We start from the raw sequence: 14,479 nt of genomic DNA, 5'->3' as shown, positions 1-14,479 counted from the left end.
CTACTTCGGAACAAAGGCCTGTTGCTGCGCCACAAAGCCGTCAAAGGCCTGGAGCAATGGCCGGTAGCGACCAGCATCCCCTTCAAGCTGCGCGAGTGCCGCGCAAGCCGCCTCCAGCGTCGACAGCTGTCCCGGCTTGTGGGCCTTGCGGATCAGGTAAGCCGACGCGGGCACATTCTCCAGCGACAGGCGCGGCAGCCGCCGCAACAGCGGGTTGAGGTGCAGCATCTTGCGGCTCTTGCGCCAGGTCGCGTCCAGCACCACCAGGCGCACACGCGACGGGTCCTTAAGCTGTTCGGTGTCCAGGGCAGGCGCTTCATTGTCCTGCGGCGTGGGCGGGTACAGCAGCACTGTATAGGCAGGCGTTTCGGCCATCGCCGCGTGCAAGACGGCTTCTTCAAACGTTTCCCCCATCAGCATGCGGCTGCGGGGCAAACTCAGGTGCAGCAGGCGTCCAGTGTTTTTGGCATGGTCCGCTTCCATGGGGTGCTGCAGGACCAGCACCTCGGCTTCATGCGCCACCGGCGTGATCCACCGGCAGGTGCAGGCGCTTTGCGGCCGCAGGCAGACGCCGCAGGCCGCGCGACCCGCCGGCTCAGTCACGGGGGCTGTCCGCCGCCTTATCGCCCTCCGCCGAATAGGCGTTCCTCAGGTGCACGGGCTGGGCGGTCTTGCGCCGCATGCGGATGTTGAGCATTTCCACCGCCACCGAGAAGGCCATGGCGAAGTAGACATAACCCTTGGGCACATGGTGGTCCAGGCCTTCGGCGATCAGCACCACGCCCACCACCACCAGGAAGGACAGGGCCAGCATCTTGATGGTCGGATGGGTGGAGACAAAGCGGCCTATGGCCGGCGCAAACAGCATCATGAGGCCGACCGAGGCGATGACCGCGGCGATCATGACCGTGATGCTGTCGACCATGCCGACCGCGGTGATGATGGAGTCCAGCGAAAAAATCATGTCGACGATCATGATCTGCACGATCACGGCGGCAAAGGTCGCCTTGACGGCGCTAGAGGCATGGCCCTCTTCGCCTTCCATGGACTGGTGAATTTCACCAGTGCTCTTCCAGATCAGGAACAGGCCCCCCGCGATCAGGATCAGGTCGCGGCCCGAGATTTCCTGCTTGAACACGGTAAACAGCGGCTCGACCAGCCCGATGATCCAGGACAGCACCAGCAGCAGGCCTATGCGCATGAACATGGCCATGAACAGGCCTATCCGCCGTGCCAGCTCCTGTTTGGCCTTGGGCAGCTTGTCGACCAGGATGGAGATAAAGATGATGTTGTCTATGCCCAGCACCAGCTCCAGCGCGGTCAGGGTGGCAAAGGCAATCCAGGCTTGCGGGTCGGTGAGCAGTTCCATCATGTGCATCTTTCCTGGCGCCTGGCCATCAACGGGACTATCCCCGCGTGCAGTTTATTCGGTCAAGAACCTAGAAATTCACCGATGGGTTTCAAGTCCTCCACCCGGTCGCAAATCGCCTTGACAATCATCAGGATGGGAATGCCCAGCAGCAGGCCCCACACCCCCCACAGCCAGCCCCAGGCCAGCAGCCCGATAAAGACCGCCACCGGGTTCATGCGGCTGGTGCGGCTGGTGAGCCAGGGCGTGAGCAAATTGCCGACCAGGGTGTGGATCAGCAGCGAGGCACCGCCCACGGCCAGCGCCATGTTGAGCGAGCCGAACTGCAAAAAACCGACCAGCGCCGAGCCGGCCGCCGTGACCAGCGAGCCGACGTAGGGCACCAGGTTCAGCACGGCCGCCGCAACACCCCAGACCGCGGCGTTGTCCAGGCCCAGGGCCAACAGCGCGAGCCAGGTCAAGAGGCCCACCAGCGCGCTGGTCAGCAGCTGCACCTGCAGGTAGCGCTGGATCTGGCCGGTGATTTCATTGAGCGCCTGCAGCGTGATCTTCTTGCTGCTCAGGCTGTCGCCCGCCAGCTTGAGCAGCTTGCGCCTGAAGGTGTCGCCCGAGATCATCAGGAAGTAGGTGAGGAAGACCACCACCGTAGCCTGGCCTATCAGCGCGATCAGGCCGACGGTGCCCGACCACAGGTAGTGCCTGATGTCGAAGCGCGCGGGCTCGACCACCACACGCATGGCGCCGCGCGTGGTGCCGGGTGCCGAGCTCTCCTGCGCGGCCTGCTCTATCTGCGATGCGGCTTTCTGCACGGTTTCCAGCGCGCTGTCGGAGCGGCCGCTGCGCGCCTTCACGGCCTGGCGGAACTTCTGCGCCGCCGCCGGCAGCGCCTCCACCAGCTGCGTCGCCTCGTCACCGAGCGACCAGGCGGTGCCGCCCAGGCCGCCCAGAATCGCCAGCAGCAGCACGGCCGCGCTCAGCCAGCGCGGCACCCGCCTGACTTCAAACCAGTTGACCACCGGCGAAAACGCATAGCTGAACAGCACGCCCAGCATCACCGGGATAAAAACGGCCTTGGCCCAGTGCAGCACGAACAGGAAAGCCAGGCCGGCCAGCACCACCAGCGACATGTTGCGGATATCGACCGGCATGTGAAGAAGCACACGCTGTGTTTCGGCGGCCAGGGCCGCGTCGGCCGGCCTCGTCGAGTCGGCTTCTTCCTGTGTCATGTGTCCCCCGTGTCCGTTCAAGTCGCCTGGCGCGAATAGCGAAACTTCCGCGATGGAAGCCCCAGGTAGTACTTACGCAGATATTCAAACCGGGCGGCCCAGGAAAACGTGTAGGACGCTTTCGCCGGAACGTACCAGCTGTTAAGGCCGGTTCGCAGCAGCAGCTGGTAGCCGTTGCGCTGCATCAGCGCATGTTTGTGGTGGTGGGTGACGTGGTCCTCGATCAGCACCAGCCGGGGCTGCCAGTGCGTGAAGTCAAAGCCCGACAGGGCGACCAGCTCATGCCCCTCGATGTCGATGGACAGCAAATCAAAGCCCACGGGCGCGCCGTGCTCGCGCAGCATGGTGTCCAGGGTTTCGCAGCGCACCGCCACGGTGGAACGCACCACCGCGCCCAGCGCGATGGGCCGGTCTTCCAGCGTCGAATGCGGGCCCGCGCGGTTCAGCTGCAGCAGCTTGCCGGCGTTCTCGGGGCTGGAGCAGGCCATCTCGATCACCGTGCCCTTGCGGCTTTGGCGCAGCAACGCGCAGCAATCCGGATCGGGCTCGACCAGCAGGCCGGTCCAGCCCAGCGCCTCCAGGTGCTGGGACTGGGAGTCCAGCACCGGGTCGTTGGCGCCCACATCCACGTAAAAACCAGGTTTGCCGGCAAAAAAGTCGCGCACCAGCTGCTGCTCGACGGCGGGCTGGTTGCTGAAGCGGTGGATGTGGCGCTGGGTGAAATCGGCGTATGGGGGCATGTGGAGAGGGAAAACAGGAAACGGAAAAAATAGAACCGGGGAATGCAGTGGGACAGGCGCCGCGCGCGTCAGGCCGTGATGGCCTCGCGCACCGCGCTGAGCTGGCGGCGCGAGACGGCCAGCAGCTCGTCGATGCCGTTGAGCCGCACCGCCCAGCCTTCGCCCTCCTCGGGGTCGAAATGTTTTTCGAGCGCGCGCACCGCATGCCGCGCGATCAGCGCGTTGCGGTGTATGCGCATGAAGCGCGCCGCGTGGCGCTCCTCCAGCTCGCTCAGCGAGCCGTCCAGGATGTAGCTGCGGCTGGCCGTGCGCACGGTGATGTACTTGAGTTCGGCCTTGAAATAAATCACCTCGGCCAGCGGCACCCGCTCGGTACGGCCCCGGTCCTGGATGATGAGCATTTCCTCGGCGGCCGGCTGGCCGGGGCGCGCGGCCTGCGCCAGGCGCTCCACCTTCTGCAGCGCCTGCTGCAGGCGTTCCAGGCGCACCGGTTTGGTCAGGTAGTCGATGGCTTCGAGCTCGAAGGCCTGCACCGCGTGCTCGGCATGGGCCGTGACAAACACCACGGCGGGCCTGCGCGCCAGCGTGGCGATCATCTGGGCCAGCGCGATGCCGTCGGCGCCCGGCATGCGGATGTCCAGCAGCACGGCGTCAAAGGCTTCGCGCTGCAGGGCTCCCATGGCCTCCGCGGCATCGGCCGCTTCCGCGCCCACCACCGCGGCCGGCGCCGTGCAGTCGCCCAGCAGGGTGCGCAGGCGCGACCGGGCCAGCGCTTCGTCGTCCACCACCAGCACCTTGAGTTTCATGCGGGAATCTCCATGCGTACCTGAAATATGCCGTCCTTGAACACAGTCTTGAATTTCGCCTCGACATCATGCAGCAAGGCCAGCCGCTCCCGCACATTGGCCAGCGCCAGGCCGTGGCCGCGCTCGCCGGCGCCCGCCGGCGTCGAGTTGGTGACCTTGATCACCACCGTGCCGCCGCGCTTGAGCGTGGAAATCCTGAGCTGCGCGCCGGTAGCGCTGGGCTCCACGCCGTGCTTGACGGCATTCTCCACCAGCGGCTGCAGCAGCAGCGGCGGCAGCTTGGCCTGGTCGGCCTCGGCGTCCAGGCTCCACTGCACCTGCAGGCGCTCGCCGAAGCGCACCTGCTCTATGGCCAGGTAGCGCTGGGCCAGCGCGATTTCCTGGCCCAGGGTGACCGATTCCGCGGGGTCGGCCAGCGCGTGGCGGAACAGCTCGCTCAGGTCTTCCAGCACGGCCTCGGCCTTGGCCGGCTCGGCGCGCACCAGCGCGATGGCGCTGTTGAGGGTGTTGAACAAAAAATGCGGGCGTATGCGCGACTGCAGCTCGGCCAGGCGCGCCGCCGTGGCCGCCGGTGTGCGCGCCTTGGCGCGCCAGTACAGGCCCGCCAGCAGCATGGCCGACAGCAAGGCGCCCGCCGCCGCGCTGGCCCACCAGGGCGCCGGGTTCAGGACCCCCATCAGGGCCAGCGCGCCGCAGCCATAAAGGCCTGCGGCGGCGCCCAAAACCGTGCCGGCCAGCCACTGAAGCGGCAGCCGCAGCCTGCCCAGGCGGTCCTTGAGGGCACAGGCGGCAATCAGCCAGGCCAGCGTGGCCGGCAGGATGCCGCCGGTCAGCAAGGCAAAGCGCAGCAGCCACCCCGTGAAATGGTCGGCGACGAACATGGCGGCCACGGCCGCCACCGCCTCGACGAACAGCACGGCCCGCAGTACCACCCCGACCTGGCAGGCGTCAAACATGCTGCTGCGCGCGCTGCCGCGGCGCGCGGGCTCCTCATAGCCGGAGACCACGCTGCCCAGCAAGGTGGATTCCCCGAAGTTGTGCGGATCAGGCGAAGGCTTCATGGCGTGCTTACATGGGTGAAAACGAAGCGGCGGGGCCGGGTTTGGCGGGTGGATAAAATCACCGTGATGCCGAGTATTGCACCGGTCGCGCCCCCGCGGCGGCGGCCTGGAAGACAATTAAAGGCCGTCGCCGGCCCGTGGCTGCCCAGAATAGCGCATCCGGCGCCCTGAATCCACGGCCCGGCACGGCCGGCACCCTGACCGCCACCCAAAGAAAGCCTGACGTGAACCAATTCGACAAAAAGTCCCAAGCCTGGTCTGCCCTCTTTTCCGAGCCCATGAGCGACCTGGTCAAGCGCTACACGTCCAGCGTGTTCTTCGACAAGCGCCTGTGGCAGGCCGACATCGCCGGCTCGCTGGCCCACGCCGAGATGCTGGCCGCGCAAAAAATCATCCCCGCGGCCGACTATGCCGACATCCAGAAGGGCATGGCGCAGATCACCTCGGAAATCGAGTCCGGCGCTTTTGAGTGGAAGCTGGACCTGGAGGACGTGCACTTCAACATCGAGGCGCGCCTGACCCAGCTGGTCGGCGACGCCGGCAAGCGCCTGCACACCGGCCGCAGCCGCAACGACCAGGTCGCCACCGACGTGCGCCTGTGGCTGCGCGGCGAGATCGACCTGATAGGCGGGCTGCTCACCGACCTGCAAAAAGCCCTGGTCGACATCGCCGAGAAAAACGCCGAGGTCATACTGCCCGGCTTCACCCACCTGCAGGTGGCCCAGCCCGTGAGCTTCGGCCACCACATGCTGGCCTACGTCGAAATGTTCAGCCGCGACGCCGAGCGCATGCGCGAGATCAGGAAACGCGTGAACCGCCTGCCCCTGGGCGCCGCCGCGCTGGCCGGCACCAGCTACCCGCTGGACCGCGAACGTGCCGCCAAAACCCTGGGCATGGTCGACGAGGACGGCAAGCCCCAGGTCTGCCAGAACAGCCTGGACGCGGTCAGCGACCGCGACTTCGCGATCGAGTTCACGGCCGCCGCCTCGCTGTCCATGGTGCACATCAGCCGCATGAGCGAGGAGCTGATCCTGTGGATGAGCCAGAACTTCGGCTTCATCCACATCCCCGACCGCTTCACCACCGGCTCGTCCATCATGCCGCAGAAGAAAAACCCCGACGTGCCCGAACTCGCGCGCGGCAAGACCGGCCGCGTGGTCGGCCACCTGATGGGCCTGATCACCCTGATGAAGGGCCAGCCCCTGGCCTACAACAAGGACAACCAGGAAGACAAGGAGCCGCTGTTCGACACCGTCGACACGCTCAAAGACACGCTGCGCATCTTCGCCGAGATGGTGGCCGGCATCACCGTCAAGCCCGAAGCCATGGAACAGGCCGCGCTGCGCGGCTATGCCACCGCCACCGACCTGGCCGACTACCTGGTGAAAAAAGGCATCCCCTTCCGCGACGCCCACGAAACCGTGGCCCATGCCGTGAAGGCCGCCACCACCCATGCGGTGGACCTGTCCGAGCTGCCGCTGGCCGTGCTGCAGGAATTCAACCCAAAAATCGAAAAAGACGTCTACGACTGCCTGAGTCTGCGCGGCTCGCTCAACGCCCGCAACATCCTGGGCGGCACGGCGCCGGCCCAGGTCAAGGCGCAGATCGCGCGCCACCGTGCGCGGCTGGGCTAAGCTGAACGCCAGCCGGCCAGCCTAAGTTCCGGCTAAGCTGCCCTTTGTAGACTGAAACGCTGCGAAGGACACAACAATGCGTTTATTGCTCGTCGAAGACGACGCCATGATCGGCGAAACCGTTTTGCAGGTGCTGCGCGCCGAGCACTACGCGGTCGACTGGGTGCGCGACGGCCGCATGGCCGATGAGGTCCTGCGCAGCGAACATTACGACCTGGTACTGCTGGACCTGGGCCTGCCCCAGCGCGACGGCCTGGAGGTGCTGCGCGCCCTGCGCGCGCGCCGCGACACCACGCCGGTGCTGGTGGCCACCGCGCGCGACGCGGTCGGCGACCGCATCGCCGGGCTGGACGCCGGTGCCGACGACTACGTCGTCAAACCCTATGACACCGACGAGATGCTGGCGCGCATACGCGCGCTGCTGCGCCGCAGCGCCGGCCGCGCCGAGCCGGCTTTTGAGCACAAGGGCGTGAGCTTGAACCCGGCCACGCGCGAAGCCAGCCTCAACGGCCAGCCCGTGACGTTGTCGGCGCGCGAGTGGGCGGTGCTCGAACCCCTGCTGGCCCGCCCCGGCGTGGTGCTCTCGCGCGCCCAGCTCGAGGAAAAACTCTTCAGCTGGAAGGACGACGTCAGCAGCAATGCCGTCGAGGTCTATATCCACGGCGTGCGCAAAAAACTCGGCAACGACATCATCCAGACGGTGCGCGGCCTGGGCTACCTGGTGCCCAAGCAATGAAGAATCCGGCGCCGCACTCATTAAGACGCAGGCTGCTCTGGTTTGTGCTCGCCGCGATCTTCCTCGCCGCCTTGTTGCAGGCAGCCACCGCCTACCGCGGCGCGCTGCAGCAGGCCGACTCGATGTTCGACGAGCACCTGCGGCAGATGGCGCGTTCGCTGCGCAGCGGCGTGCCCTTCAACCTGCCGCTGGACGAGACCGACGCCGACGACCGCTTCGAGGTCTATGTGCAGATCTGGGGCCAGGACGGCACGCAGATCTTTCGCTCCACGCGCTCGGCGCTGCCGCCGCGCGCGGTGCTGGGCTTTTCCGACGTGGAGGCCCACGGCAACCGCTACCGCGTCTACACCCTGCAGACCGCGCTGCAGACGGTGCAGATCGCCCAGGACCTGGACGCGCGCTCGGCCCGCGCGCGCGCGCTGGCGGTGCGCGCCGTGCTGCCCTTTGTGTTCCTGACGCCGCTGCTGATGCTGGCCGTCTGGTGGGTCATCAGCCGATCGCTGGCGCCCATTGAACGCGCCCGGCGCCAGGTGGCCGGCCGGCGCGCCGACGATTTGTCGCCGCTGGCCGCCGAAGGCCTGCCCGACGAGGTGCGGCCCCTGGTGGACGAACTCAACCTGCTGTTCGGCCGCGTGCGCGGCGCCTTCGAGGCGCAAAAACATTTTGTGGCGGACGCGGCGCACGAGCTGCGCTCGCCGCTGACCGCGCTCAAGCTGCAGGCCCAGGCCTTGCGCCGCAATGGCGGCACGCCCGCCGAACACGAGGCCGGCATCGCCCGGCTCAACCAGGGCATAGACCGGGCGATACGCCTGGTCGAGCAGTTGCTGGTGCTGGCCCGTGAAGAGGCCGGCGAAACCGCCGGGACAGCCGGCGCGGGCCAGGCCGCGGCCGCCGTGCCGGTGGACCTGCAGGAGGTCATCAAGCTTGCCGTGGCCGACGTGCTGCCGCACGCCCTGCACAAGCAGATAGACCTGGGCATGGTCGCGGGCAACCCCTTGCCGCAGCCGCCGCAGGTCACGGGCCAGGCCGAGGCCCTGCGCGTGCTGCTACGCAACCTGCTGGACAACGCCGTCAAGTACACACCGGCCGGCGGCCGGGTCGACGTGTCGCTGGCCCCGCAGGACGGCGAGACCGTGCTCGCGGTGGAAGACAGCGGCCCCGGCATAGACGAGCAGGACCGCGAACGCGTGTTCGACCGCTTCTTCCGCGCGGCCCAGGAGGGGAACGGCGCCGATGCGGCCCCGCCCACCGGCAGCGGCCTGGGCCTGGCCATCGTCAAGGCGATTGCCGGGCACCATGGGGCCACGCTGGAGCTGGGCCGCTCCGAACGCCTGGGCGGGCTCAGGGTTGAGGTGCGTTTTCCGGTTGCGCCGGATACTGGCTCCGCTTAAGCCCCGTCTAAGGCAGTGTCCCCATAGTTAGGTCCATCGGCACCGCGGAGTGCCGTAACCCAACCCAAGGAAGCACGCCATGTCATCCACTGCATTGAAGAACACCCGGCTTGTCGCCGCATTGCTGGCCGCGGGCGCCATTGGCGGCGCCGGCGTCGGCGCGATCAACATCCTGCATTCCGCCGCAACGGCCGCCACGCCGCCCGCCATCACGGCGCCCGCCGCGGCCGGCGGCGCGGCCTCCGTCCCCATGGCCCTGCCCGACTTCTCGCAGATCACCGAACGCTACGGCCCGGCCGTGGTCAACATCAGCGTGACCGGCACCACCAAGGTCCGCAATGAAGTCGCCCAGGGCGACGATGATGAGGATTCGCCTTTCTCCGGTGACCCCTTCTTCGAGTTCTTCAAGCGCTTCCAGCAGGGCCAGGGCCGCCCCGGCGCCCGCGGCAACGCGCCGCAACAGGAAATGCCCACACGCGGCCAGGGCTCGGGTTTTATCGTCAGCGCCGACGGCATCATCCTGACCAACGCCCATGTCGTGCGCGATGCGAAAGAAGTCACCGTCAAGCTCACCGACCGCCGTGAATACCGCGCCAAGGTGCTGGGCGCCGACCCCAAGACCGATGTCGCCGTGCTGCGCATAGAAGCCAAAAACCTGCCGGTGGTCACCCTGGGCAAGGTCAGCGAACTCAAGGTCGGCGAATGGGTGCTGGCCATAGGCTCGCCCTTCGGTTTTGAAAACACCGTCACCGCCGGCGTCGTGAGCGCCAAGGGCCGATCCCTGCCCGACGACAGCGCCGTGCCCTTCATCCAGACCGACGTGGCCGTCAACCCCGGCAACTCGGGCGGGCCGCTGTTCAACACGCGCGGCGAAGTGGTGGGCATCAACTCGCAGATCTACACCCGCAGCGGCGGCTACCAGGGCCTGTCCTTCGCGATTCCCATCGACGTCGCGGCCAAGATCAAGAACCAGCTTGTGGCCACCGGCAAGGTCGAGCATGCGCGCCTGGGCGTGGCGGTGCAGGAGGTCAACCAGGCTTTCGCCGACTCCTTCAAGCTCGACAAGCCCGAGGGCGCGCTGGTCTCCAGCGTTGAAAAAGGCGGCCCCGCCGACAAGGCCGGCCTGCAAAGCGGCGACGTGATCCGCAGCGTCAACGGCCAGCCCATCGTCTCCTCCGGCGACCTGCCCGCCCTCATCAGCCTGGCTGCGCCCGGCGACAGCCTCAAGCTCGACGTCTGGCGCCAGGGCTCGGCCAAGGAGATCAGCGCCAAACTCGGCAGCGCCAACGACAAAACCGGCGATGTCGTGGCCAAGAAGGACAACACCAACCACGGCAAGCTGGGCCTGGCCCTGCGCCCGCTGCAGCCCGATGAAAAGAAGGAAACCGGCATCGACGGCGGGCTGGTCGTCGAGCAAGCCAGCGGCCCCTCGGCCCTGGCCGGCGTGCAGCCCGGCGACGTGCTGCTGTCCATCAACGGCGTGCCCGTGAAAAACATAGACCAGGTACGAGCCACCGTGGCCAAGTCCGAAAAATCCGTGGCCCTGCTGATACAGCGCGGCGACAGCAAGATTTTTGTGCCGGTGAACCTGGGTTAAGTCAAACCTGAAGCGCGCAGCCCCTGGCGTGTTGCCCGGGGCCGCTAGCCTTCCTGCCTGAAGCCGAGCCGGGTCCAGGTGACATCGGCGGCAACATTGCCCGGCAGCAATGACCCGGTCTGGGTATTCAGCACGGCCTTAAGCCCATGCTGGTGCGCAAGCTCTATCGTCTCCTCCCCCGACACCTCAAACATGCGCCGCCCGGCGGGAATGGGCCCATGCCTGAGCGACAGCAGCATAAGCCCGCCCGGCGCCAGCAGCGACACCAGCCTGGGCATGCCGGCACGGCGCTCCGCTTCGTCAAGGTGCATCCACACCGCGCTCAGCATCACGACATCAAAGCGCTCCCCTCGCGACAGCACACCGTCCAGCCCGGGCAAGACATCGTCCAGCCATTCGATCAAAGGCGAAGGGTGAAGCCGCATGGCCGCCGTCCGAAACTCCGCCGTCGGCTCCACGGCCAGGACACTATGACCCTGCTCCGCGAACCAGGCCGCATCGACGCCGGTCCCCGCCCCTATGTCCAGGATGCGGCTCGGAGCCTTTGGCAAAAGATGCAGCTCGGCCTCGTGGCGTTTGACAAAGGGAATGGACTCGTACTGGGGAATCAGCGCCTCGGCTTGCTCGGCGTAGCCTTGGGTGCCTGGGGGGATGATGTTGTGGCCAATGGCCTTCAGTGTTCCGGGTTTCATGTTTCAGCCTGACCACGGGCTTTAAACGCCTCGACCAAAGCATAAAGCCGCCCCAAAGCCTGAGGCAACTCCGGCTCTGCCTCCAGAACATCTATCCTGTACCTCACAAGATGGAACTCGGCCTCGGTCCTGATTTCCCCCCGCGCCATCACCTTCTCGAGACGCGCAGCTTCAAGCAGCAGAAATTCGGAGTACTCCGCCGCCAGCGCATCGTGCAGCGCCTTTGACACCGCCCCACGCCACTGGCTATCCACTTCGCTAATAAGGTTGGGCATGTCCCTCAATCCCTGCTCCAGGCCGGAGACGATCTGTGAACTTGTGGGCTTGGCACCCTGTGGACGGGCCTCGGCAACAAAGGTTGGAACCCCGGTGGCGACCAGCGCGATTTCCCACGCCTTTTCATCCGGAATGGTGGAAATGGCCTGCGCAAAGCGTGCATAGGTCGCAAGGAGTTTTTCTGATTTTGATGCCAAGTTATTTTCTTGCAGATCTAGAGATCGGACAGCTGATTACAGCTCACGACTTTACCTGCGAGTGCCTTTATCTGCGTAAATCTGCGAAATCTGTGGATAAAAGAATCATCCGCAGATTTCGCAGATTTACGCAGATTGAAAACAAGATGTTTGTGCTCCCTTGCATGAAGGCCTGACCGCTACGCCGCAGCGCGCCCAGCCCTACTTTGTCGCGCAAACGCCGCGTTCATTCCTCCAGATCCCCGCATTTCTCAAGCCCCCAGCGTAAAACCGCACCACCCCCGCTATATTCCCCGCATGGCAACGACAACGAGCACAAGCAGCAGAAATCAAGGCGGCCTGATCAGCCGGCTGCTGCGGCGTGGCCGGGAGGAGCGGCTGCCCCAGGCGGCGGGCGGGCTGACCTTCACCATGGTGATGTCCATGGTGCCTTTGCTGGCGCTGAGCTTTGCCTTGTTCGCGCGCATACCGGCCCTGCATGCGGCCGGGGATGCGATACGTGAGCACTTGCTGCGCGGGCTGCTGCCGGACGGCATCGCGCGTACGGTGCTCAAGTATCTCGCGCAGTTCGCGGGCAATGCCGGCGGCCTGACGCAGCTCGGCTTTGCATTGCTGCTGGTGTCGGCGCTGGCGCTGCTCATGAGCGTGGAGACCACGCTGAACCGGATCTGGCAGGTCAAAAGACCGCGCCCGCTGCTGCGCCGGCTGGGCCTGTACCTCGGCATGCTGCTCACGGGGCCTGTGCTCATAGGCGCCAGCCTGTGGGCCGCGTCCTATCTGGCGACCGCCTCCAGCGGGCTGCCGGTGGCGCGGCCCGGCTGGCTGCCGCATGCGCTGAACATCGGGCCCATGGCGCTCAGCGCCGCGGGCTTTGCCTGTTTGTTCCGCTTTGTGCCGCACACCGTGGTGCGCTGGCGCGATGCGATCGCGGGCGGCCTGCTGGCCGGTGTCGCCTTCGAGCTGGGCAAACAGGGCTTTGCGATCTACCTTGCCAATGTGCCGACCTACCGCACGATTTACGGCGCCTTCGCGCCGCTGCTGGCTTTCCTGCTGTGGGTGTATTACTCGTGGTTGGTCACGCTGGCCGCCGCGCTGCTCAGCGCCAGCCTGCCGCGCGGCGGCTCGCAGGCCACACGGCGGCTTTCACGCGCGTAGGTTTCCAGCCACAGCCGTTGTTTTCGGGCCGAATTACGGCGCACAAGGCTTTACCATTGCCGCATGAAAACAACTTACATCCTCGGCGCCATCCTGGCCTGCAGCGTGATCGGAACTTTGGTCGGTGGCCGCGGCGTCAAGACCGGCATGCTGGTGTTGACGGCCCTGCTGTCGCTTTACGGCCTGTTTCGCCTGCTCGGTTAAATCCCTGAGGCGGCCCAGCCAAGGGGCAGCGGCCTTCACACCCCGGCAAACCCCGCTGGCCACCAGGCCGGTGACGGCCAGCATGGCCGCGGTGTGAAGCACCAAGGCCGCAAACGCCAGAGCCAACGGGCCCAAGCCGTCCATCCCTGCCAACGATGCCTGTCCCGCGCACAGCGGAACCAGCGCAGGCACCAGCATCAGGCCCGCGCCCTGCGCGCTGGCCATCATGAAAGACCACAGCGCCAGGCCGGCATGGCCCGCGGGCGCGCGTGCCGCCCTGGGCGCGCGGCCCCACAGGTGAAGCACAAGGCAGGCAAGCAACAAGCTGCCGGCCAGGACTTGCAACACAAAGCGGTCCATGGCCAGGCCCCACAGCACAACGCCGGCCACCAGCGCAATCGAGGCGGCATGCCCCACGGCAATAGGCCATAGCGCCCGCAAGGCCTGCGCACGGTCGCGCGAGCGCAGGCCCCAGGCGGCGGCGCAAGCCCAGCCGTTGGCGGGGTTGAGCCCATGCAGGGCGCCAACCCCCGCCACCACCAGCCACGGCCAAAGGCTTGCCATGATGCTTGCGCCGGCCTGTCCGCGTCAGGCTTTCGTGCTGCAGCACGAAGCGGCTTCGGGCGCGGGCGCGAACACAGCCTGGGACTCGTAGCGGTCGTGGTGGCGCACCCAGTCCATCTTGTAAAAGCCGTCATGCTCATCGCGGCCCTTGGGCGTGAGGTCCAGCATGTTGTAGGTGCCCATCATCACTTCCACACCGCGGCCGTAGGTGGAATAGGTGTGAAAGACCCGGCCCTCGCCGTCCTTGTAGAACAGGCTGATGCCGGGCGCTTCCTCGGCCGGGAATTCCGTCATGCCGTAGTTGTAGTTGACGGTGCCGTCGACGCGGTCCTGCGGCCTGAAGCTCACATGGAAGTCGTAGTTGAAGTCGCTGCCGTTGGACGACACCCAGGCGAACTGCCAGCCCATGCGCCGGCGAAAGCGCTCAATCTCGGGCAGGGTTGCGCGCGAGACGGCCACAAACGTCACGTCGCGGTGCTCCAGGTGCACCTGCATGCCGGCCGTGTGGTCGGCCATGTAGGAGCAGCTCGGGCAGCCCTGCTCCCAGCCCGGGCCGAACATAAAGTGCTGCACCATGAGCTGGCGCCGGCCTTCAAACAGCTCGGCCAGCGAACGTTTTCCTTGGGGCGTGTCGAAGACGTAGTTCTTCTCGATCTGGACCCAGGGCAAGGCGCGGCGCTCGCGGGCAACCTGGTCGCGCAGGCGTGTGAGTTCCTTCTCCTGCGCAAGCAGGGTTTTGCGCTCGGCCAGCCATTGGTCCCTGGGCACGACGCTGTGCTGGGTGGTGGATGTTTCGGTCATGGTGCTGTTCATGCTGTGCTCCTTGATGAT

General features: G+C 66.3%; 15 protein-coding genes. 5 read left to right on the top strand and 10 right to left on the bottom strand.

All coding sequences use genetic code 11. The features are described 5' to 3' along the window. The 6 genes from AC1DUN_RS15725 to AC1DUN_RS15700 form a co-directional block, all read right to left on the bottom strand. Nucleotides 1-603, bottom strand: coding sequence for a tRNA-uridine aminocarboxypropyltransferase (locus AC1DUN_RS15725; RefSeq protein ID WP_477714771.1), 603 nt, complete (start codon nt 601-603; stop codon nt 1-3). Further along, nucleotides 596-1,372, bottom strand: coding sequence for a TerC family protein (locus AC1DUN_RS15720; RefSeq protein ID WP_477714770.1), 777 nt, complete (start codon nt 1,370-1,372; stop codon nt 596-598). The genes AC1DUN_RS15725 and AC1DUN_RS15720 overlap by 8 nt, the downstream gene beginning before the upstream one ends. Before the next feature lie 59 nt (nt 1,373-1,431). Continuing rightward, the gene (locus tag AC1DUN_RS15715) at nt 1,432-2,595 is read right to left on the bottom strand and encodes an AI-2E family transporter (protein ID WP_477714769.1); all 1,164 of its coding nucleotides are present in this window, start codon (nt 2,593-2,595) and stop codon (nt 1,432-1,434) included. 17 nt (nt 2,596-2,612) lie between these two features. Continuing rightward, nucleotides 2,613-3,335 (bottom strand): FkbM family methyltransferase, encoded by a 723-nt coding sequence (locus AC1DUN_RS15710; RefSeq protein ID WP_477714768.1) that lies wholly within the window; start codon nt 3,333-3,335, stop codon nt 2,613-2,615. 68 nt (nt 3,336-3,403) lie between these two features. Beyond that, nucleotides 3,404-4,141: a LytR/AlgR family response regulator transcription factor gene (locus tag AC1DUN_RS15705; RefSeq protein ID WP_477714767.1), complete on the bottom strand. Its 738-nt coding sequence runs from the start codon at nt 4,139-4,141 to the stop codon at nt 3,404-3,406. Beyond that, a complete protein-coding gene (locus AC1DUN_RS15700; RefSeq protein ID WP_477714766.1) occupies nt 4,138-5,202 on the bottom strand; it encodes a sensor histidine kinase in 1,065 nt (354 codons plus the stop codon). The genes AC1DUN_RS15705 and AC1DUN_RS15700 overlap by 4 nt, the downstream gene beginning before the upstream one ends. 224 nt (nt 5,203-5,426) lie before the next feature. On the opposite strand from AC1DUN_RS15700, the gene argH reads away from it, so the two are divergent. The 4 genes from argH to AC1DUN_RS15680 all read left to right on the top strand — a co-directional run bounded on the left by argH (nt 5,427) and on the right by AC1DUN_RS15680 (nt 10,560). Beyond that, complete coding sequence (gene argH / locus AC1DUN_RS15695) at nt 5,427-6,836, top strand: argininosuccinate lyase (protein ID WP_477714765.1); 1,410 nt, start codon at nt 5,427-5,429, stop codon at nt 6,834-6,836. A gap of 76 nt (nt 6,837-6,912) precedes the next feature. Next, entirely contained in the window at nt 6,913-7,572 is a 660-nt protein-coding gene (locus tag AC1DUN_RS15690; protein WP_074577708.1) for a response regulator, read from the top strand. Continuing rightward, on the top strand, nt 7,569-8,963 hold the full coding sequence (locus tag AC1DUN_RS15685; protein ID WP_477714764.1) for an ATP-binding protein: 1,395 nt from the start codon (nt 7,569-7,571) through the stop codon (nt 8,961-8,963). The genes AC1DUN_RS15690 and AC1DUN_RS15685 overlap by 4 nt, the downstream gene beginning before the upstream one ends. A gap of 79 nt (nt 8,964-9,042) precedes the next feature. Next, nucleotides 9,043-10,560: a DegQ family serine endoprotease gene (locus tag AC1DUN_RS15680; RefSeq protein ID WP_477714763.1), complete on the top strand. Its 1,518-nt coding sequence runs from the start codon at nt 9,043-9,045 to the stop codon at nt 10,558-10,560. A gap of 44 nt (nt 10,561-10,604) precedes the next feature. On the opposite strand, the gene AC1DUN_RS15675 is transcribed toward AC1DUN_RS15680, so the two are convergent. Beyond that, nucleotides 10,605-11,252 carry a class I SAM-dependent methyltransferase gene (locus tag AC1DUN_RS15675; RefSeq protein ID WP_477714762.1) on the bottom strand — a complete coding sequence of 216 codons (648 nt, stop codon included), beginning with the start codon at nt 11,250-11,252 and terminating at the stop codon, nt 10,605-10,607. Continuing rightward, the gene (locus AC1DUN_RS15670; RefSeq protein WP_477714761.1) at nt 11,249-11,725 is read right to left on the bottom strand and encodes a hypothetical protein; all 477 of its coding nucleotides are present in this window, start codon (nt 11,723-11,725) and stop codon (nt 11,249-11,251) included. Before AC1DUN_RS15670 ends, AC1DUN_RS15675 begins: the two co-directional genes overlap by 4 nt. A 297-nt stretch (nt 11,726-12,022) precedes the next feature. On the opposite strand from AC1DUN_RS15670, the gene AC1DUN_RS15665 reads away from it, so the two are divergent. Next, entirely contained in the window at nt 12,023-12,880 is an 858-nt protein-coding gene (locus AC1DUN_RS15665) for a YhjD/YihY/BrkB family envelope integrity protein (protein ID WP_477714760.1), read from the top strand. Between the two features lie 33 nt (nt 12,881-12,913). Here the strand turns inward: AC1DUN_RS15665 and AC1DUN_RS15660 are convergent, their stop codons facing one another. Both AC1DUN_RS15660 and AC1DUN_RS15655 read right to left on the bottom strand, forming a co-directional pair. After that, complete coding sequence (locus tag AC1DUN_RS15660; RefSeq protein ID WP_477714759.1) at nt 12,914-13,648, bottom strand: hypothetical protein; 735 nt, start codon at nt 13,646-13,648, stop codon at nt 12,914-12,916. A 24-nt stretch (nt 13,649-13,672) separates the two neighbouring features. Beyond that, nucleotides 13,673-14,461 (bottom strand): DUF899 domain-containing protein, encoded by a 789-nt coding sequence (locus tag AC1DUN_RS15655; protein ID WP_477714758.1) that lies wholly within the window; start codon nt 14,459-14,461, stop codon nt 13,673-13,675. Nucleotides 14,462-14,479: the final 18 nt, after the last annotated feature.

This window comes from Polaromonas sp. P4_F6 (assembly GCF_056401275.1).
Note: the sequence above shows the minus strand (reverse complement) of the source record. Positions and strands in the feature narration are given on the sequence as shown.